Source organism: Emcibacteraceae bacterium, assembly GCA_041396985.1.
In the GTDB taxonomy this organism is placed as follows: Bacteria; Pseudomonadota; Alphaproteobacteria; order Sphingomonadales; family Emcibacteraceae; genus Pseudemcibacter.
This window is the reverse complement of record JAWKXO010000006.1, coordinates 26,065-44,684: the sequence shown is the minus strand read 5'-3', so window position 1 is coordinate 44,684 and position 18,620 is coordinate 26,065. Positions and strand designations below refer to the sequence as shown.

At 44.2% G+C, this 18,620-nt stretch carries 17 protein-coding genes; 15 read left to right on the top strand and 2 right to left on the bottom strand.

All coding sequences use genetic code 11. The features are described from left to right. Window positions 1-68 precede the first annotated feature (68 nt). The 4 genes from zwf to eda all read left to right on the top strand — a co-directional run bounded on the left by zwf (window position 69) and on the right by eda (window position 3,833). On the top strand, window positions 69-1,484 hold the full coding sequence (gene zwf / locus R3D86_14560) for a glucose-6-phosphate dehydrogenase (GenBank protein ID MEZ5759439.1): 1,416 nt from the start codon (window positions 69-71) through the stop codon (window positions 1,482-1,484). Next, on the top strand, window positions 1,481-2,179 hold the full coding sequence (pgl, locus tag R3D86_14555; protein ID MEZ5759438.1) for a 6-phosphogluconolactonase: 699 nt from the start codon (window positions 1,481-1,483) through the stop codon (window positions 2,177-2,179). The genes zwf and pgl overlap by 4 nt, the downstream gene beginning before the upstream one ends. A 106-nt stretch (window positions 2,180-2,285) precedes the next feature. Continuing rightward, a complete protein-coding gene (gene glk, locus R3D86_14550; GenBank protein MEZ5759437.1) occupies window positions 2,286-3,248 on the top strand; it encodes a glucokinase in 963 nt (320 codons plus the stop codon). A gap of 15 nt (window positions 3,249-3,263) precedes the next feature. Beyond that, entirely contained in the window at window positions 3,264-3,833 is a 570-nt protein-coding gene (eda, locus tag R3D86_14545) for a bifunctional 4-hydroxy-2-oxoglutarate aldolase/2-dehydro-3-deoxy-phosphogluconate aldolase (protein MEZ5759436.1), read from the top strand. Here eda and R3D86_14540 read toward each other — a convergent pair. Together R3D86_14540 and R3D86_14535 are read right to left on the bottom strand one after the other, a co-directional pair. Beyond that, window positions 3,830-4,603 carry a DUF1080 domain-containing protein gene (locus R3D86_14540; protein ID MEZ5759435.1) on the bottom strand — a complete coding sequence of 258 codons (774 nt, stop codon included), beginning with the start codon at window positions 4,601-4,603 and terminating at the stop codon, window positions 3,830-3,832. The genes eda and R3D86_14540 overlap by 4 nt on opposite strands. 1 nt (window position 4,604) lies before the next feature. Further along, a complete protein-coding gene (locus R3D86_14535) occupies window positions 4,605-5,588 on the bottom strand; it encodes a LacI family DNA-binding transcriptional regulator (GenBank protein MEZ5759434.1) in 984 nt (327 codons plus the stop codon). Between the two features lie 131 nt (window positions 5,589-5,719). Between R3D86_14535 and R3D86_14530 the strand changes: the two genes are divergently transcribed. The 11 genes from R3D86_14530 to R3D86_14480 all read left to right on the top strand — a co-directional run bounded on the left by R3D86_14530 (window position 5,720) and on the right by R3D86_14480 (window position 18,507). After that, window positions 5,720-6,898 carry a Gfo/Idh/MocA family oxidoreductase gene (locus tag R3D86_14530; GenBank protein ID MEZ5759433.1) on the top strand — a complete coding sequence of 393 codons (1,179 nt, stop codon included), beginning with the start codon at window positions 5,720-5,722 and terminating at the stop codon, window positions 6,896-6,898. A gap of 12 nt (window positions 6,899-6,910) precedes the next feature. Continuing rightward, window positions 6,911-7,963 (top strand): sugar phosphate isomerase/epimerase family protein, encoded by a 1,053-nt coding sequence (locus R3D86_14525; GenBank protein MEZ5759432.1) that lies wholly within the window; start codon window positions 6,911-6,913, stop codon window positions 7,961-7,963. 2 nt (window positions 7,964-7,965) lie between these two features. Continuing rightward, window positions 7,966-8,511, top strand: a complete 546-nt coding sequence (locus R3D86_14520; GenBank protein ID MEZ5759431.1) for a gluconate 2-dehydrogenase subunit 3 family protein — start codon at window positions 7,966-7,968, stop codon at window positions 8,509-8,511. 12 nt (window positions 8,512-8,523) lie between these two features. Next, on the top strand, window positions 8,524-10,239 hold the full coding sequence (locus R3D86_14515; GenBank protein ID MEZ5759430.1) for a GMC family oxidoreductase: 1,716 nt from the start codon (window positions 8,524-8,526) through the stop codon (window positions 10,237-10,239). An 11-nt stretch (window positions 10,240-10,250) separates the two neighbouring features. Further along, window positions 10,251-11,123, top strand: coding sequence for a sugar phosphate isomerase/epimerase (locus R3D86_14510; GenBank protein ID MEZ5759429.1), 873 nt, complete (start codon window positions 10,251-10,253; stop codon window positions 11,121-11,123). Between the two features lie 5 nt (window positions 11,124-11,128). Then, entirely contained in the window at window positions 11,129-12,823 is a 1,695-nt protein-coding gene (locus R3D86_14505; protein ID MEZ5759428.1) for a GMC family oxidoreductase, read from the top strand. A gap of 11 nt (window positions 12,824-12,834) precedes the next feature. After that, the gene (locus tag R3D86_14500) at window positions 12,835-13,686 is read left to right on the top strand and encodes a sugar phosphate isomerase/epimerase (GenBank protein ID MEZ5759427.1); all 852 of its coding nucleotides are present in this window, start codon (window positions 12,835-12,837) and stop codon (window positions 13,684-13,686) included. A 36-nt stretch (window positions 13,687-13,722) separates the two neighbouring features. Further along, window positions 13,723-14,262: a hypothetical protein gene (locus tag R3D86_14495; GenBank protein MEZ5759426.1), complete on the top strand. Its 540-nt coding sequence runs from the start codon at window positions 13,723-13,725 to the stop codon at window positions 14,260-14,262. A gap of 82 nt (window positions 14,263-14,344) precedes the next feature. Next, complete coding sequence (locus R3D86_14490; protein ID MEZ5759425.1) at window positions 14,345-14,746, top strand: BlaI/MecI/CopY family transcriptional regulator; 402 nt, start codon at window positions 14,345-14,347, stop codon at window positions 14,744-14,746. After that, entirely contained in the window at window positions 14,733-16,958 is a 2,226-nt protein-coding gene (locus R3D86_14485; protein MEZ5759424.1) for a M56 family metallopeptidase, read from the top strand. Before R3D86_14490 ends, R3D86_14485 begins: the two co-directional genes overlap by 14 nt. Before the next feature lie 28 nt (window positions 16,959-16,986). Next, window positions 16,987-18,507, top strand: a complete 1,521-nt coding sequence (locus R3D86_14480; protein ID MEZ5759423.1) for a hypothetical protein — start codon at window positions 16,987-16,989, stop codon at window positions 18,505-18,507. The last annotated feature ends 113 nt before the right edge of the window (window positions 18,508-18,620 follow it).

Here is an 18,620-nt window from a genome sequence, read left to right as displayed (position 1 = left end):
ATAGATGTTGAATAAGATTGTGTAACCGATTACATTTTTGAATATTGAATTAGTAAAGCGCAAAAAATATGCTTGATATTGTTATATTTGGTGGAATGGGTGACCTTGCATTAAGAAAGTTGCTACCGTCACTTTATTATCTTTTTAGAGACGGAAAAAGGGAGCAATGCCGCCTATTATGCGTTTCCCGATCGCCGCTAGAAAGAGATGCATTTTTAAAACAGGTAAAAGAAAAACTCGAACAGTTTGTCGGTGCCGATTTTAATGAACAGGGCTGGAAGAAATTCAAATCAATCCTTTCCTATATGGATATTGAACTTTCGGGGCAAGATGGTTGGGAAAAACTGGTTGATTTTATTAATTTAAAAGATAACAACTGCAAAAGGGATATTATTTATTATTTATCTGTAACACCATCGCTTTTTGCACCGATCTGCAGACAGCTTGGCAGAAAGGAATTAAATCCTGACTGTTCCCGGGTGGTGGTGGAAAAACCGCTTGGGGAAGATTATGAAAGCGCCAAAGAAATTAATGCTATTCTGGCATCATGTTTCAATGAGTGTCAGATTTACAGAATAGATCATTATCTTGGCAAGGAAGCAGTACAGAATATACTCCATCTTCGGTTCAGCAATCATCTGATTGAAACGGTATGGAATAATCAGCATATAGACCATGTGGAAATTACCGTATCGGAACAGGTAGGCGTTGAAAGCAGGGCCCAGTTTCTTGACCGGATCGGTACGTTGCGGGATATGGTGCAAAATCATCTGATGCAGCTTCTGACCTATATAACAATGGAAACGCCTAAAAGCCTGTCAGCGGATGATATTCGCGATCGCAAGATTGAAGTGATCAATGCGCTTCAGCCAATAACGGTCAGGAATGTTGCCGAGAGATCAGTCAGGGCGCAGTATACCGCCGGCGAAATTGACGGTAAAAAAGTGCCGGGATACCTTGAGGAGCTGGAACCGGTTCGAGATAAGGTCACTGGTAAAGGGGAGACTTTTGTAGCCCTCAAAGTCAATATTGATAATGGTCGCTGGCGCGGTGTGCCGTTTATTTTAAAAACGGGAAAACGCATGGCCCGGCGCATTGCGGAAATCAGGGTAAAATTTAATCCGCCTTCAAACGATTTATATGATACGCGTGACGGCAATCAGATGGTGATTGAAATTCAACCCGCTCTTACCGTTTCAATCCAAATGTTGATGAAGCAGCTTATGGGGGCTGATGCCGCTGTTAAATCGCATGCAAACCGGATGCAGATAGCAACTGATGATGAAAATTTCAAACGGGTTCCCGAAGCATATGAAAGACTGATAGGCGAGGTCATAAAGGGCAACCAGACATATTTTGTCCGTGATGATGAAATAATGGCTTCCTGGAAATGGATTGACCGTATCCGCAATGCCTGGGAAGAAACGGGACAGGAAATGAAAACGTATGCGGCCGGGACCGACGGTCCGGATTTTGAAGAATGACAAAACTAAGTGAATATATATTCAGTAGCCGGGAAGAACTATTTCAGCAATTGGAACTGGATAGTCTGGAAAAACTTCGTGAAGGAATTTTGGCGCGCGGAAAAGCGTCCATGCTGCTTTCCGGAGGGACAACCCCGGGTCCTCTTTATGAACGATTGTCGAAGCGGAAATTTGACTGGGATAAGGTTTGGTTCTCTCTAACCGATGAAAGGTGGGTAAATACAGATCATCCTGAGAGTAATGAAAAGCTTATCAGAAATACTCTCATAGAAAAGGAAGCTAAGAAAGCCCATTTAATCGGATTAAAAACCCCTGACAAAGATGTGTGGGAAGGATATAAGGTCACTGAACAAATTTTAAAAAATCTTCCATTTCCAAGTGATGTAGTTTTACTTGGGATGGGGGAGGACGGTCATATCGCATCATTATTTCCGGGACTTGAAGATACTAAAACGGCGATGGATTTAAATAATAAAAATCTTTGCCAGGCGATTATCAGGGAAAATGGGGAAATTCCCCGTATCAGCATGACCCTTAGTGCATTACTGGACACAAAACATATTTTTTTATTATTTTTTGGTGCGAAGAAAAAAGAAGTATTTGAGAGGGCAAGAAAAATAAAAACCTCAGATTTACCTGTAAGTTGCATACTTCATCAGGAGAGTGTCCCCATCAGCCTTTACTTTGCAAATTAGTCCCCTTCTTATTTGGGAGTGCTATTGACTTTGCCTTATGATAATGATGAACTTGAATTCAGGAAATTTACATTAATAATGATATTAATCGGGATAGCAAAAAATAATGAGTGAGGAATTTCTGGTTGCTGATATTGGTGGAACCAATGTGCGGTTCGCTATTGCTCATATCAACAATAAAAATGATATAAGACTTGAAAAACTGACAGTTCTGGCGACAGAGAACTGGTTATATCTGGAAGACGCCGTTACAGATTATCTCAATCTAGTAGGGGCAAGACCACGACGGGCAGCGATAGCTTTTGCCGGTCCGGTCAATAAGGATGAAGTTTCCATGACCAACGGGACATGGCAATTTAACCAGTCTGAACTGGCGCCTTTCTTAAAAATGGATGAAGTTAAGGTCTTTAATGATTTTTGTGCCAAGGCCTGTTCATTACCCCTACTAAAAGATGATCAGCTTTTACAAATTGGCGGCGGCGCTATTGAAGAGCGAGGCAATAAAATTGTTGTGGGGCCTGGTACAGGTATAGGTGTGGGTGCGCTTGTTTCTGTTGGTGATAAATGGAAAGCGGTGGCAAGCGAAGGGGGGCATATCGGCTTTTCGCCAAGCGGTGATCTGGAAAAAGAAATTGTTTCAGTTCTTTATAAGGAGTTTAACAGAATTTCGGTTGAGGATATGGTCTCGGGGAGAGGCTTAAGCCATATTTATTATGCGCTGGGTTTGATTAAAGGAAAGCAATATTCCAAGCTGGATGCAGAAATAATTAATTATCAAGCGCATGAAGAAAGCGACCCGGACAGTATCGAAACTTTCAAAGTGTTTTCAGGAATGCTCGGATGTTTTGCCAGTGATATGGCCGGAACATTTAACGCGACAGGCGGGGTCTATTTGGCAGGAGGCGTGCTTCCAAAATTAAAGAACCTTTTTGTTACGGAGGATTTTAGAACAAAATTTGAAGAAAATAACAATCTGCCCTTTGTCAGGGAAATCAGGACAAGTTTAATATTGGAAGAACAGCCCGCGCTTTTTGGAGCAGCGGGTTACTTTAGCGGTATGTTTTTATAATTAGGGGTTAAAAATATGGCTCATAAGAATGCCGACCTAGGCAGGCTATTAAAGGGTACATCAGTAATACCGGTGCTCGTCATTAAAGAGATGGACGAAGCGCTGCCCCTTGCCAGAAAGCTGGTTGCAAAAGGATATAAAACCCTGGAAATCACTTTAAGAACCGAATTCGGACTTATAGCGATTATGGAAATTGCCCGGGAAATGCCGAATGTTATCATTGGTGCCGGTACCGTAATCAATAGAGGCCAGTATGAGGCGGCGATTGCCGCAGGGGCACAATTTATTGTGAGCCCCGGACACACGGATGAGTTAATTGAAGAAGCTGATCAAAGTGAAGTGCCTTTCCTGCCCGGTGTGGCAACGCCTTCTGAAGCGATGAAACTTTATAATCTCGGCTATGAATATTTTAAGCTTTTTCCGGCAGAAGCGGTTGGCGGACTTAAATTGCTAAAGTCGCTTATATCGCCCCTTCCTAACCTAAAATTCTGCCCGACAGGCGGGATAAATGAGAAAAGCGTCAGTGACTATCTGGCACTTTCAAATGTTTTTTGTGTTGGCGGGTCGTGGATGGTGACTTCTTAATCCTGATCCAGATTTAAAAGCATTATATTTCTAAAATCAAATCCCTGACTTTCTGCCTGAAGAGCAATATAGCCATCATAAAGCGGAGTAAGATCAGGTAAATCATGAACTGGTGTTTCCGGGTCATGGGCATCAATTTGCGGATTGGTATATTCCATAACGACAATGCCATTGATTTTATGGCGTATCAGCTTGTTTCCCCTCACTTCCACTTCAACCTGTACCCAATCTTCACCTTTATTGGTTACGGAGTTGGAATTTATACAATGTTGCCTGATCAGCTCGCCATTCATGACAATATGGGTGCCGGGGGTACAGACATTTCCATTTGGGGTTTCAATCTCATCATTACCGTTTAATATCTGAACCTCAATAGACCGCGGGAAGAACTGCTCTTTTTCCATGCTTTCAGGGGACTGACTATGGACCATTATGCCATTATTGCGATCCCCCCAATCAGGGCCACCTTTGGCTTGTTTCCCTCTCATCCTGTATTCGAGTTTCAGAATATAGTTTGAAAATTTATCCTTATAAAAAAGATGGCCGAAATTATTGTCAAATACATCATAATCATCATAACTGACTGACAGATTACCGTCTGTTGCGCGAAATGTGTTTTTATAATTAACACCCGCTTCATAACCGACAAATTTTGGCGTCCAGCCATCAAGATTTTCGCCGTTAAACAAAGATATCCATTTTTCCTCAGCATGGGAAAACTGAACCGAAAGCAGAAGCGCTATTAAGGTAAATATAATTTTTTTAGTCATATCAGATCGGTCCTGTGCTGTTGCGTATGATAAGTTCAAAATCCAGAAAAACATTTCTTTTGACGGTCCCCTCCTGGTTTATAATCCTGTAAAGAGTTGACATTGCTTTTGAGCCGAACTCTTCTGCCGGTTGGGAAATAGTAGTGAGTGGAGGATCACAATATTCTGAAAAACTGATATTATCAAATCCGGCGACTGAAATATCATCAGGAACTTTTAACCCCATTTTTTTGACCTGCTTAATTGCCCCAATGGCCATTTGATCATTCATGCAGAAAATGGCGCTTGGAGGAATCTGATTTTTCATCAGCATCCGGGTAGCCGACATGCCGGAGAGAAAGGAATAATCGCCGACATTAATATTTTCAGGTTTAAATTTAATTTCTGATTTTTTTAGGGCTGCTTTATAGCCGCTTAATCTGTTCTGGGTTATGGTGCTGTCCAAAGGTCCGGTAATGATCGCTATATTATTATGTCCTAGCGAAATAAGATAATCGGTCATTTTTTCGGCTGCCGCGGCATTATCAAGTTCAATGGTCGGTATATTGGCACCACGTACACAGTCACAGGCATTAACAATTGGTACGTCTGAATTATTTTCAAACGGGTTATGGCTGTCGAGCTGAATTATGCCATCCACCTGTGATGTATTGACCATATTGGCGTATGTGCTTTCCCGTCCCAGATCTCCTTGCGTATCGCCTAGCAATACGGCATAGCCCAGGCTTTGGGCCGTTTGCTCAATACCGCGAATTACCCTGGAAAAAAACGGGTTGGCAATATCAGGGACAAGTACCACAATGGTTGAAGATTTTCGGGTTCTGAAATTGCGGGCCAGGATATCAGGTTTATAGTTCGTCTCTAGGATAGCCGCATTGACAATTTCACGGGTTTTAGCGGAAACTTTGTCCGGTTTGCTTAGGGTTCGTGATACAGTGGCGACTGATACGCCGGCTATTCTGGAGACGTCACGAATGGTGGCCATCTAATTTCCTGACTTATTTTTTTATTTAAATTTGTTGTTCTGAATTTCATCTTACACGAGGAAATATAGCTTGCCAATTAAAATGTAATTGATTACATTTTTGAGAATGGGGAGACGGACGGGGAGGTTCAATGTCTGAAAATAAAACTAATTCTTCAAGCCGCAGAATAAAAATGGGAATGATCGGTGGTGGTCCAGGCTCATTCATTGGTGAAGTTCACAGAATTGCAGCGCGACTAGATAATCAGATAGAACTGGTCTGTGGGGCCTTTAGCAGTGACCCGGAAAAATCAAGGCAGACGGGCAATGACCTTTATCTTGATCCGTCACGGGTCTATGATGATTTTGAACAGATGATTGAAGCTGAAAAAAAACTTCCCGAAGGCGTGCGGATGGATTTTGTCGCTATCGTCACACCAAATCATATGCATTATCCACCCGCTGCAGCAGCGTTACAAGCCGGATTTCATGTAATGTCCGATAAACCTGCTACCCTTAATTTGGAAGAGGCAAAACTGCTGCGCAATCTGGTCAGGGAAAGCGGACTTCTTTATGGGCTGACACACACTTATCTCGGCTATCCCATGGTCAAGCAGGCAAGAGCGATGGTTCGTGATGGGAAACTGGGTGAGATTAGAAAAATTCTGGTTGAATATCCACAAGGCTGGCTTTCGCAGTTTGAAGAGGGCTCTGGTGAAAACAAGCAGGCGGAATGGCGTACCGACCCTGCAAGGTCCGGGATCAGCGGGGCGATGGGGGATATCGGAACCCATGCCCACAATCTGTCTGAATATATTTCCGGGGCGCGCATGACCCAAGTATGCGCTGACATTAATATTTATGTGCCGGGCAGAAGGCTAGATGATGATGGTTCTGTGCTATTCAAAATGGATAACGGTGCCAGCGGTACTCTTACCGCCAGTCAGATTTGCGCGGGCGAGGAAAATGCCCTTAAAATTAAAATTTACGGTGAAAAAGGCGGGCTGGAATGGCATCAGATGATGCCTTTTAACCTGATTTATAAACCGTATGGGGCGGCAATGCAGACTTTAACCGCAGGGCTTGATAAAAATAATCTGTCTGCCGAAGCTTATGCCGCCTGCCGTCTGCCATCAGGGCACCCTGAAGGGTATCTGGAAGCATTCGCCAATTTATACACCGGATTTGCTGAAGCTATTCGGGCGCAGGGCGGTAAATACCGTGGCCACGGCATTATCGGGATTGAAGAAGGCGTGCGTGGAATGGCCTTTGTCGAGGCGGTGATAAAAAGCAGTAATTCGACAGAAAAATGGATCGAAATAGAAGCTTAAGGATAAAATAATATGAAGGAAATCAAAGGACCGGCATTGTTTCTTGCACAATTCGCCGGTGATGACGCCCCCTTTAACAGTTTTGAAGCTATCATAGAATGGGCCGCATCGATCGGGTATAAAGGGGTTCAAATTCCCTCATGGGATAAGCGGTTATTTGATCTTGAGCGTGCTGCTGATGATCAGGATTATTGCGATCAATTAATAAACACTGCGGCGAATTACGGAGTGGAAATCACAGAGCTATCCACCCATATACAAGGACAACTTGTGGCCTGTCATCCGGCTTATGATACGCTTTTCAATGGCTTTGGCCCGGATCATGCCCGGGATGATCCAAAAGCAAAACAAAAATGGGCAACGGAACAGCTTAAGTGCGCAGCGAAAGCCAGTGCGAAGCTTGGGTTAAAAGCTCATGCCACATTCCCCGGTGCGCTGCTCTGGCACACCGTTTATCCATGGCCACAGAGGCCAGCCGGACTGGTTGAGGACGGTTTTAAGGAACTGGCAAGACGCTGGGGACCAATCCTTGATGCATTTGATGAAGCAGGTGTCGATGTCTGTTATGAAATTCATCCGGGTGAGGATCTGCATGACGGGGTAAGTTTTGAGCGGTTCCTTGCCGCGGTTGATCATCATCCGCGCTGTAACATTCTTTATGATCCCAGTCACCTGATTTTGCAGGGTATGGATTATCTGGAATTTATCGATATTTATCATGAACGGATCAAAATGTTTCATGTTAAGGACGGGGAATTAAACTGTAACGGCCGTTCCGGTGTTTATGGCGGGTATCAGGCATGGATTGACAGGCCGGGGAGGTTCAGGTCCCTTGGCGACGGGCAGATTGATTTTAAAGGGATTTTCAGCAAGCTGACCCAGTATGGTTTTGATGGCTGGGCCGTCGTCGAATGGGAATGCTGTATCAAAGACCCCGAGGACGGTGCCCGCGAAGGGGCACAGTTTGTCAAAGACCATATTATAAAGCCATGCGCCCGAAGTTTTGATGATTTTGCCGGTGCAGGGGCAGACGACGAATTGAACAGGAAAGTGCTGGGGATTTAATCATGGACCGGAAGAATGAATTAAACAGACGCGAGCTTCTTAAACATGTGGCGATCATGACGGGCGGGGTTTTGTCAGCATCGGTGATCAGTGGCGTTCTGTCCGGTGCCCTGGCGCAGGAAGTGATCAGTGTTGATCACCCGGTCTTTTCGGATGATGAGCTTAAACTTGTTGCGGAAATAGCGGATATGATTATTCCAGATACCGATACGCCGGGGGCTAAGGCGGCACTCGTCCATGATTATATTCATGCGATTGTCGGGGACTGGTATTATGACGATGAGCGGGAAAATTTTATGCGCGGCTTAAAAGCCGTTGATGGCAATTTCCTGAACGGATCACCGGCCGAGCGCATGGCGATAATGACGGCGCTGGATAATGAAAAAAGCGATAAGAAAACTTTTTTTGAAGAATTTAAGGAACTAACCCTCGTTGGATATTTTTCTTCCCAGATCGGGGCAGAGGAAGAACTTCGCTATGAACAATATCCCGGGCCATATCAGGGGTGTGTCCCGTTTGAAAAAGTCGGCCGGACATGGGCGACATAGCAGAGCTTAATTATGGAAAAAACTAATCCACAATCAACAGAATTTGACGTGCTTATTGTTGGTTCCGGCATTTCCGGCGGCTGGGCGGCAAAGGAATTCTGTGAAAAGGGAATGAAAACCCTAGTGGTGGAACGCGGTAGATTTGTTGAGCACGGCACCGATTATACCGGTGAAAATAAAGACCCCTGGGATATGAAATTCCGTGATGATGTTGACCGTAAGCTGGCCGATACACGCTATCCGGTTCAGAAACGCTGTTACGCCTTTAAGGACAGCACCAAACATTTCTTTGCCGATGATATTGATCATCCCTATTCAAAAGAGCAAGGAACCAATTTTGAATGGATCAAAGGATTTCATTTAGGAGGTCGTTCCCTGCTCTGGCATCGGCAAAGTTATCGCTGGAGCGAAATGGATTTTGAAAGCAATGCCCGTGACGGCCATGGCACCGACTGGCCGATCCGCTATCACGACCTTAAGCCATGGTATGATTATGTGGAGGAATTTGTCGGCGTCAGCGGCACTCTGGAGGGTTTGCCACAGCTTCCGGACGGTGTGTTTCTGCCACCGATCGGCTTTAACTGCGCGGAGGCGGATTTCAGCAAAAGGATCAGGGAAGCCTATGATGACCGGGTTCTAATACCCGGGCGCTGCGCCCATCTGACGGAACCGCAACCGATCCATATTGAACTGGGGCGTGGCACATGCCAGTCGCGAAACCAGTGTCAACGTGGCTGTTCGCTTGGCGCCTATTTTTCCAGCCAGTCGGCAACATTACCGGCGGCGGAACGTACAGGCAATCTGACCATTGTAACTGACAGTCTTGTCCATAGTGTTATTTATGACGGGGACAGCAAAAAAGCTACCGGTGTGCGGGTGATCAACAGCAAAACAAAAGAAACCAGAGCATATAGCGCCAGGGTGATTTTTCTTTGCGCCTCGACTTTGGGGACTACACAGATACTCCTTAATTCCACAAGCGAGCATTTCCCGAACGGCTTTGCCAACAGCAGTGATGCGGTGGGACGCTATCTGATGGATCATCTTTGCTCCGCCGGGGCAACGGGAGAAATTGACGCCTTTGAAGACCGTTATTATATCGGGCGAAAACCAAACAGTATCTATATGCCGCGCTTTACCAATCTCAATCGCGATGAAGAGGATTTTGTCCGCGGGTTTGCCTATCAGGGCAGTGGCCGTCGAAAGGACTGGACCGACCGACTGACCGATAAAGGATTTGGTGCGGCATTTAAAGAAAGCTTTAAAACCCCCGGTGTCTGGGAAATTAATCTCGAAGGTTATGGTGAGATGCTGCCCGACGCGGGTAACCGGGCCAGCCTGCATAAAACAAAAAAGGACCAATGGGGCCTGCCGCAAATTCACATTGATGCGAAATTTGGCGAAAATGATAAAAAAATCCGTAAATCAATGATGGAAATGGCAGCGGAAATTATGAAAAAAACCGGCCTTAAAAATGTAAAAACCTATGATACTGAAGATTCACTGGGGCTTGGCATCCATGAAATGGGCACGGCTCGGATGGGCAGGGATCCCAAAACATCGGTGCTCAATGGTCATAATCAATGCCATGATGTGGATAATGTTTTTATCACCGACGGTTCGGCAATGGCGTCATCAGCCTGCCAGAATCCGTCACTGACCTATATGGCCCTGACGGCACGGGCTGTTGATTATGCGGTTGCGAATATGAAAAATCACAAAATATGAATGGAAATATCATGACACACTTAAATAGGCGAACATTCATGAAATCCACCCTTGCGAGCGGTATTGCCGTGTCAACAGGCTTTGGAAGTTGTTTTGAAACCTTTGCTGCCGCCAGAAATATAAATGCGGGCGGTAAAATTAATGATATCGGGTTACAGCTTTATACGGTTCGTGGTCTGATGCGGGAAAATCTTGAAAAAACTATAGCTGATGTTGCCAAAATCGGATATTCGCAGGTTGAATTTGCCGGATATTTTGACCGGACAGCTGCTCAGATAAAAAATATGCTTGATCAAAATGGCTTAAGTTCCCCTTCGACCCACGTGGATCTTAATCTGGTTCAGGGCGATAATCTGAAGCGGACCATCGAATATTCAAAAACAGTTGGTCATAAATATGTGATCGTGCCATTTCTTCAGCCGGAGGATCGTCAGACACTGGATCAGTATAAAAAACATGCTGAGGCGTTTAACCGGATCGGTGAGGAATGTCATAAAGCAGGGCTTAAATTTGCCTATCATAATCATGATTTTGAATTGAAGGCCATTGATGGAGTGGTTCCGCTTGATATTCTGCTTCAGGAAACTGATCCTGATCTTTTTAGTATTGAAATGGATCTGTTCTGGACCATTGAAGGCGGTGGTAACCCGGTTGACTTTTTTAAAAAATACCCGGGCCGGTTCCCGCTTTGTCATGTCAAGGACCGCACTGGTGATGGTCAAATGGTTGATGTCGGGCAGGGTGTCATAGATTTTGCGGGCATGTTCGCGCTTAGTGAACTGGCAGGGCTTGACTATTATATTGTTGAACATGACCAGCCGGAAGACCCACTGGCCAGTATTAAAAACAGTTATAAAACGCTTAGAGAAATGAAGATCGGATAAGCGAGATGGATTTTGATGCAATCGTTGTCGGCTCCGGCATGTCAGGGGGATGGGCGGCAAAGGAATTTACCGAAAAAGGATTAAAAACCCTGGTGATTGAACGGGGTCGCCATGTCGAGCACCGGGAAGATTATATCGGTGAAGGACTTGGGCCGTGGGAAATGAAATTTCGTGACAAGGTTGACCGCAAACTGGCCGACAGAGAATATCCCATTCAAAAACAGTGTTATGCCTTTCTGGACAGTACCAAACATTTTTTTGTCAATGATCAGGATCATCCCTATTCACAGGAGGAAGGAAAGCCATTCAGCTGGATCAGGGGTTATCACCTCGGTGGCCGGTCATTGACCTGGCATCGGCAGAGTTACCGGCTGAGTGATCTTGATTTTGAAGCCAATAAGAAAGACGGGCATGGGGTCGATTGGCCGATCCGTTATGCGGATCTTAAAAAATGGTATGATTATGTTGAGGTTTTTGCCGGTATTACCGGCAATAATGATGGCCTGCCGCAGCTGCCGGACGGGAAATTTCAGCCGCCGATGGAGCTTAACTGTGTTGAGCGTGAAATTAAAAAACGGATGGAAGAGCTTTATGAAGACCGCCGGCTTATCATTGGTCGGGCCGCCCACCTGACAGAACCGACTGAGGAACAACTGGCTCTGGGGCGTGGCACATGCCAGTCGCGCAATCAGTGCCAGCGGGGCTGTTCATTCGGGGCTTATTTCTCAAGCCAGTCAGCAACCCTGCCAGCGGCAAGGAGAACCGGCAATTTAACGGTGATTACCGATAGCATTGTCCGCAGCCTGATTTATGATGAAAAAACCGGAAAAGCCGTTGGGGTACGGGTTATTGATGCCAAAACCAATGAGATGAAAGAATATAAATCACGGGTGATTTTTATGTGTGCCTCGACACTTGGGACCACACAAATCCTTCTTAATTCGACCAGCGAGCATTTTAAAAACGGTTTTGCCAACAGCAGCGGCGTTTTAGGTCATTATCTGATGGATCACCTTTATGCCCAGGGAGCGAAGGGGGAATTTGAAGGCTTTGATGACAGATATTATATCGGCCGTCGGGCAACCGGTATTTATATTCCGCGCTTTCAAAACCTTCGCGGTCAGGAAGAAAAATTTTACCGTGGTTACGGGTTTCAGGGCGGGGCTGAGCGTCGTGGCTGGAAAGATAAGATTGGTGAAAAGGGCTTCGGGGCTGATTTTAAGGAAAGTTTCAATAAGCCCGGTCCATGGATTTTCAGTATTGCCGGGTTTGGTGAAATGCTGCCGGATTATAAAAATATGGCAAGCCTGCATAAATCCAAAATAGATAAATGGGGTATTCCACAACTTCATGTTGACTGCGCATATGGGGAAAATGACTGGAAGATGAGACGGGAAATTGTTGATGTGTCGGTTAAAATGCTGAAAGATCTGGGGCTTAAGAATGTTGAAGGCTATCTTGATGAAAATGCCTATCCCGGTATCGGTATTCATGAAATGGGGACGGCACGAATGGGGCGTGACCCCAAAACATCAGTGCTTAATGGTCATAACCAGTGCCATGATGTGGATAATGTGTTTATAACGGACGGGTCCTGTATGGCTTCATCAGCCTGTCAGAACCCGTCACTGACCTATATGGCGCTGACCGTACGGGCAGTTGATTATGCGGTAACGCAAATGAAGGCGAATATTTTATAGAGAGGGAAGAAATGGACAGAAGAAAATTTATAAAAACTGCGGCAGGCGCCAGTTTGGCCAGCATGGCAGGGATGACCGGCATAATGAATGCAGCAGCAACTTCCGGAAAAATTAGCAATTACGGGGTTCAGCTTTATACCGTAAGGCATCTGATAGCGGAAAATATGCCACGTACTATTGAACAGATCGCGCAGATGGGGTTTAAGGAAGTTGAGGCGATTATTAATCTGGGTGGCACGGCGAAAGAATTTAGAAACGCGCTTGACCAGAACGGCCTTAAATGTGTTTCCCGCCATATGGACCCTATCCAGCTTGAACTTGAAACTTTAAAAAGCTTTATCGAGGATGCCCACACATTAGGGCAGGAATATCTGATATTGGGCTGGATACCGCCGGAAGACAGAGTGAGGCTCGACCAGTATAAATCACTGGTCGAAAAAATGAATGTGGCCAGTCATATGTGTAAGGATGCGGGTATTCAGTTTGGCTATCATCATCATGATTTTGAATTTGTCGAGCTTGAAGGTGAACTGCCCTATAAGATTTTATTTGGTCAGACCGATCCTGAGCTGACCAAAATTGAAATGGATTTTTACTGGATCACCTATGCCGGGGTTGATCCATTTATGCTATTTGATCTTTATCCAGGCCGTTTCCCAATGTGTCATTTGAAGGATATGGACAAAAACCACTGGTTTGCCGATGTGGGCAAGGGAACTGTTGATTTTGAAAGATATCTAAGCCGCATCAGTCAGGCAGGGTTTAAGCATTTCTTTGTAGAACATGATGAACCGGAAGATCCGCTGGCGACAATCCGTTATGGTCTTGAAAGCATGAAAAAGCTGACCATCAGTGGTATTTAAGGGAATTCTCCAGATATAAATACAAGGTAAATTATTATGTATCAGCAGAAAGTCGGAGATAGCCTCAAACAATTAATCGATGATGTTTGTAAATTGCAGGGGAGCGGTGATAATTCCGGTATATTATCACGGCTGCAAAAAATGGCGGAAAATCCGGATGATATAATCATGGCGCTGCCGGACTTCGATTGTGAAGAGGTGCTTTTATATAGCGATGATAATCTGGCAGTTTATTATATAGCCACACCGCCGAAAATATTATACCCACCCCATGAACATGGAATGATTGCCATTTCCGCTCTTTTTAAAGGAACGGAAACCCATGTTATTTATGATCGGCACGGAGAAAAAGTGGTTGAACGATCCCGGGTTACATTTGAAGCGCCTGCGGTCGTTGATCTTGATATTAATGCCGTTCATGCAATCTGTACCCATGATACTAAACCCAATGCAGGCATTCATTTTTATCTGGGGGATCTTGAAAATCAGGAAAGAACCATGTGGGATGTTTCGGGCGACAATCCACGTCAATATGTCCATGAAGATTATCTGAAATCTGCCCGTCCTTTGAATTAATACTAAAAAATTAGTATTTTGTTCTTGACTCCTGTCTTTAAATCCTAAATTATTAGTAATTAAAAATATAAGGAAGCAATTTATGGCAAGAAAAGCGTCATCAACACTTACTGAAGCGGAAAGCAGGATTATGGATGTGCTTTGGCAGAAGGGAGAAGCCAGCGTTCATGATGTCATTGAGGCGACCGCGGATGAAAAGAAGCAGGCTTATACCACCGTACAAACGTTTCTGGGAATTTTAAAGGAAAAAGGGTTTGTTGAGGCCAGAAAAGAAGGACGGGCATTTTTATATCGCCCTTTAATCAGCCGTGCTGCCGCCAGAACACAGGCTTTAAAGCAGTTAATCGGCAATGCTTTTGGTGGTTCAACCAATGCACTTGCCCAGCATTTGTTAAAAGACAGCGATATTGATGAAAATGAAATTGCAACATTGGAACAGGCAATTGAACAGGCTTTAGGCACAAAGGAAAATGATGATGATTAATCTGGATCTGAATTTTGGCATTATTGCCGGACATAATCTGTGGCAGAGCATGATTATTTTTGCAGTTGTTATGGGCGTTTTGAAAATGCTGAAGGATACAAGTGCCGAAGAAAAATCATGGAGCTGGAGTGCGACACTCTTTGCCCTTGCCGTGTTACCGCTAGCCACTTTTTTACCGGGAAAAGGGGTCAGCTGGCAGAGCGTTCAATCACCATTTCAATCCGGGTATGCTCAGGTTCAGAGCGTGATACCATCCGGTCCGTCAGCGGTTGCGACCCTTATGGAACAGTCAAAGAAAAACAAATATAAGCTAAAATTTGATGCGTCGCCGATCCCTGTGAAGGAAAAAGCGGGTATAAATGAAGAAATAATACTGACAAGCTTATTGGGATTTTGGATTTTGGGAATGCTGATTGCTTTTTCACGATTGGCGCTTGCTGCAAATAATGCCTGGAAATTAAGAAAATATGCTTATCCATTCGCCGCAGGCTCTACTGATCTTGATGAAAAATGGCCGGACCATGTGGAAATTGCTGTCAGCGATGAAATCACCGGCCCTATTGTGGTGGGGTTCTTAAATCCAACGATCCTTATTCCGCACACTTTTTCGCAAAAAATGAAAATGGATGAATTATTACCGCTGCTTTATCATGAACTTGCCCATATCAAGCGTCATGACAATATTCTACATTTGTTTGAGCGCATCATTCTTGCCATATATTGGTGGAACCCGGTTATGCATTTTATCGCCAGCCATATATCTGAAGAACGGGAGCTCGCCTGCGATGACAGGGCGGCAAAAAGCTGCGGTGATAAGATTATATATGCAAAGTCGCTTGTTAAAGGGGCAAAACAGTTAATCGGGTATAATAAACCTGTGCTGGGCCTGGCGGTGTTAAGACGGGAAAGTCCCTTAAGCAAACGTGTTAAACGTCTGACATCAACGCGTGTCTTTAACAGCCTGAATTTCGTCAGCCTAGCCAGAAATCTGGCGATCGTATTTATCAGTATAATTGTACTTGGTCTTATGACACCACGGGTTGCCCGGGGGCAGATGGAAATTAACAGTGATGGTCACAGCTCTGTTGAGACCACAATCGAGGATAAATTCCTTGAAGTCGAATGGCAGGGTAAAATTGAACTGAATGGAGAAGAAACGGATATCACAGGCTTGGATAGTGATGGATATTTTTCACTCGAAACAAGACAGAATGGTGAGAGCCGTAAACTCGTTCTGACCGGCAAAGATAATAAAATTGACCGTCGCTACTTTAAGGAAGGTAAACCTGCTGATCTGGATGAGATGGAATATGCCTGGCAGGCAGATAATCTTAAATCCATGCTGCGCCTGTCTGGTATAAATGCAGAAAAACGGGTTGATCAGATTTATGGCCGTGGCGGTGCGGATGCGGTTCTAGAAGAAATGGACCTGCTTCTCAGTGATTATGCTGTTCGTCTTTATACGGAAAGTCTGGTTGATGTTTATGATCTTGATCAGAAGCAGATTACCCGCCTTATCAAAAAAGTTGACAGTATGAAAAGTGATTATGAAAAAGGATTGGCCCTTTCTGCGATTGGATCAGAACAAAAACTTGATCAGACTACGGAAGTTTTACTCAGTAATGCTTCAGTAGATATTCCGGATTTTTATCTTGATACGCAAATGAGTATTAAAGGTCTGCCAACAGAGGAAGAGATTAAAAAAATAGTCAAGGAAGCGAAAAAGAATGCGCTGAGCAAAGAAGAACTTGAACGGATTATAGAGGATGCAAAGAAGGACGTTCCGACCGAAGAAGAACTTGAAAAAATCATCAAAGAGTCACTGGCAAATCTGCCGACGGAAGAGGAACTGGCAGAAATCGTGAAAGAAGCCAAAGAAAATATGCCAGATGCGATTGAGCTTAAGAGAATTGTCGAAGAGGCCAGAGCCAATGTACCTGACCAGGAAGAATTAAAACGCATTATTGAACAGGCAAAAGCAAATGTACCGACTAAAGAAGAGCTGGAAAAGATTATAAAGCAGGCTATGGCCAATATGCCGAGCGATCAGCAACTTCAGGAAATGCAGATTGAGTTGAATAGGGATTTGAACGAAAATTTGAGTAAAATTCCCAGCGTTGATGGAAGAGCAAAAATGAAGGAAAATATCCAACGGGATATTGAAAATGTAAGACGTGACCGTGAGAGATTAAATCAGAATATACAAAATTAATTTTCTCTGGGGCCGGAAAATCCTAAAAATGCAAATGCCAAAACATATAAAAACTATTCTGACCGGAATTTTATACTCCTTTTTTAGCTTTTCTTTTTCAGTGCACGGGGCGGGTAAGAACTCGGACTTTTTTCAAATCACAATTCTCTCCATCGACGCACCATATGCCAGTGTTAATGCCAGAATGAAGGTAACAGAGGGAAAGATCGTTACAGGGACAGGCGGGTCATATGACTGGAAACGGGGATGGGCAGATTTTATTACCAATCTTAATGTAAAAACGGTTAGCGGAGATAAACTGTCGATCGAGCAAAAAGGTGATGGTTTTGATGCTTATTGGTTATTGTCAAGAAAAGGGGAACCATATAATGGAGAAGTTTTACTCAACTATAATGTTGATTTAAGCTATGCCCGAAAAGACTGGAGCTTTGGCAACGAACAGGCGGGAAAAATCTATAATGGCGGTCTTTATTCGGTAACTAAGCCTTTTTTTATGAACTCTGACGGGAAAAGAAGTGCAAAAGTAAGCTTCGATGTTCCGGTCGAATGGGAAATTGCTGTTCCATGGCCTGAGATAAACGGGAAGAAGTACTTATATTTTGTTGAAAACTGGCAGTCCTTGGAAAAAAATGGCTTCGCCTTGGGCCACTTTAATCAGGCGAATATGAGTGCAGGCGGTTTTGATCTGAGCATTATATTGCTAGGGGACTTCGGTGGGGCATCGCCACTTGTCGGGCAGGTAATAAATAAAATCGTTCCCGTGTATCTTTCCATTTTTCCGGGTACGCCAAAAACTAAATACATCATGTTTTATTTAAGGGGGGAAGTGGAAGATGCAGAAGCCTTTAATAATGGTGCTGCCTTTACCACAAATCTTACCCTGTCTGAAGATAATACGATTTTCTGGGCGGATTTTATTGCCCATGAACTTTTCCATTTTTGGAATGGACAGAGGATCCGTCCGGCTGATCGCGGACAGGGTAGCTGGTTTTCGGAAGGGCTGACCGATTATTATGCCAATCTGGTTCTTGTGAATAAAGGTATTCTCAGTGAAGACTGGTTCGTCCGGCGAATGGAAAATATTATCGGTAATTATATCTGGTTTGAAACCTCAGATGTTTTTAAAGGGTTGAGCGTAGTTGATGCAGGAAAGGAAAAGGGCAGAAACCGGTTCGGTGTATATGATGCGGGCTGGGTGCTTGCCTTCGCGCTTGATACTGAAATAAGGACAAAAACAAAAGGTCAAAAATCCCTTGATGACGTTATGACGTCATTATTTGTACAATATGGTAAAAGCGGAAAGCAATTTCAGCTTGAAGACCTGATAAAAACTATGTCAGAATCAACTGGCGTTGATTTTTCACTTTTTTTTGAAAAATACCTGAAAACTAGAGTAGCGCTGCCGATGACTGAAATTATGAATTCCTATGGCTGGATCGGATATTCAAACCCTTATGCCAATGAATTTTATCTAACGAGAAAGGCTGATGCTACATCCGTAGAAAAAGAAAACTGGATTAGCATCACCAAAAACAGATTTTCCCATTAAAAAGTGGCATAGCGACATTCCTGACGCTGTTAAATGCATATTATTTTCATTTGTATCTGGACTATTCTGTCCAAAAATGTGTAAAACGTGAATGCACAAATATAAAACTGGAG

Coding starts and splice junctions, on each gene's coding strand:
- zwf (MEZ5759439.1), top strand. CDS start 69: ATGCTTGATATTGTTATATTTGGTGGAATGGGTGACCTTGCATTAAGA.
- pgl (MEZ5759438.1), top strand. CDS start 1,481: ATGACAAAACTAAGTGAATATATATTCAGTAGCCGGGAAGAACTATTT.
- glk (MEZ5759437.1), top strand. CDS start 2,286: ATGAGTGAGGAATTTCTGGTTGCTGATATTGGTGGAACCAATGTGCGG.
- eda (MEZ5759436.1), top strand. CDS start 3,264: ATGGCTCATAAGAATGCCGACCTAGGCAGGCTATTAAAGGGTACATCA.
- R3D86_14540 (MEZ5759435.1), bottom strand. CDS start 4,603: ATGACTAAAAAAATTATATTTACCTTAATAGCGCTTCTGCTTTCGGTT.
- R3D86_14535 (MEZ5759434.1), bottom strand. CDS start 5,588: ATGGCCACCATTCGTGACGTCTCCAGAATAGCCGGCGTATCAGTCGCC.
- R3D86_14530 (MEZ5759433.1), top strand. CDS start 5,720: ATGTCTGAAAATAAAACTAATTCTTCAAGCCGCAGAATAAAAATGGGA.
- R3D86_14525 (MEZ5759432.1), top strand. CDS start 6,911: ATGAAGGAAATCAAAGGACCGGCATTGTTTCTTGCACAATTCGCCGGT.
- R3D86_14520 (MEZ5759431.1), top strand. CDS start 7,966: ATGGACCGGAAGAATGAATTAAACAGACGCGAGCTTCTTAAACATGTG.
- R3D86_14515 (MEZ5759430.1), top strand. CDS start 8,524: ATGGAAAAAACTAATCCACAATCAACAGAATTTGACGTGCTTATTGTT.
- R3D86_14510 (MEZ5759429.1), top strand. CDS start 10,251: ATGACACACTTAAATAGGCGAACATTCATGAAATCCACCCTTGCGAGC.
- R3D86_14505 (MEZ5759428.1), top strand. CDS start 11,129: ATGGATTTTGATGCAATCGTTGTCGGCTCCGGCATGTCAGGGGGATGG.
- R3D86_14500 (MEZ5759427.1), top strand. CDS start 12,835: ATGGACAGAAGAAAATTTATAAAAACTGCGGCAGGCGCCAGTTTGGCC.
- R3D86_14495 (MEZ5759426.1), top strand. CDS start 13,723: ATGTATCAGCAGAAAGTCGGAGATAGCCTCAAACAATTAATCGATGAT.
- R3D86_14490 (MEZ5759425.1), top strand. CDS start 14,345: ATGGCAAGAAAAGCGTCATCAACACTTACTGAAGCGGAAAGCAGGATT.
- R3D86_14485 (MEZ5759424.1), top strand. CDS start 14,733: ATGATGATGATTAATCTGGATCTGAATTTTGGCATTATTGCCGGACAT.
- R3D86_14480 (MEZ5759423.1), top strand. CDS start 16,987: ATGCAAATGCCAAAACATATAAAAACTATTCTGACCGGAATTTTATAC.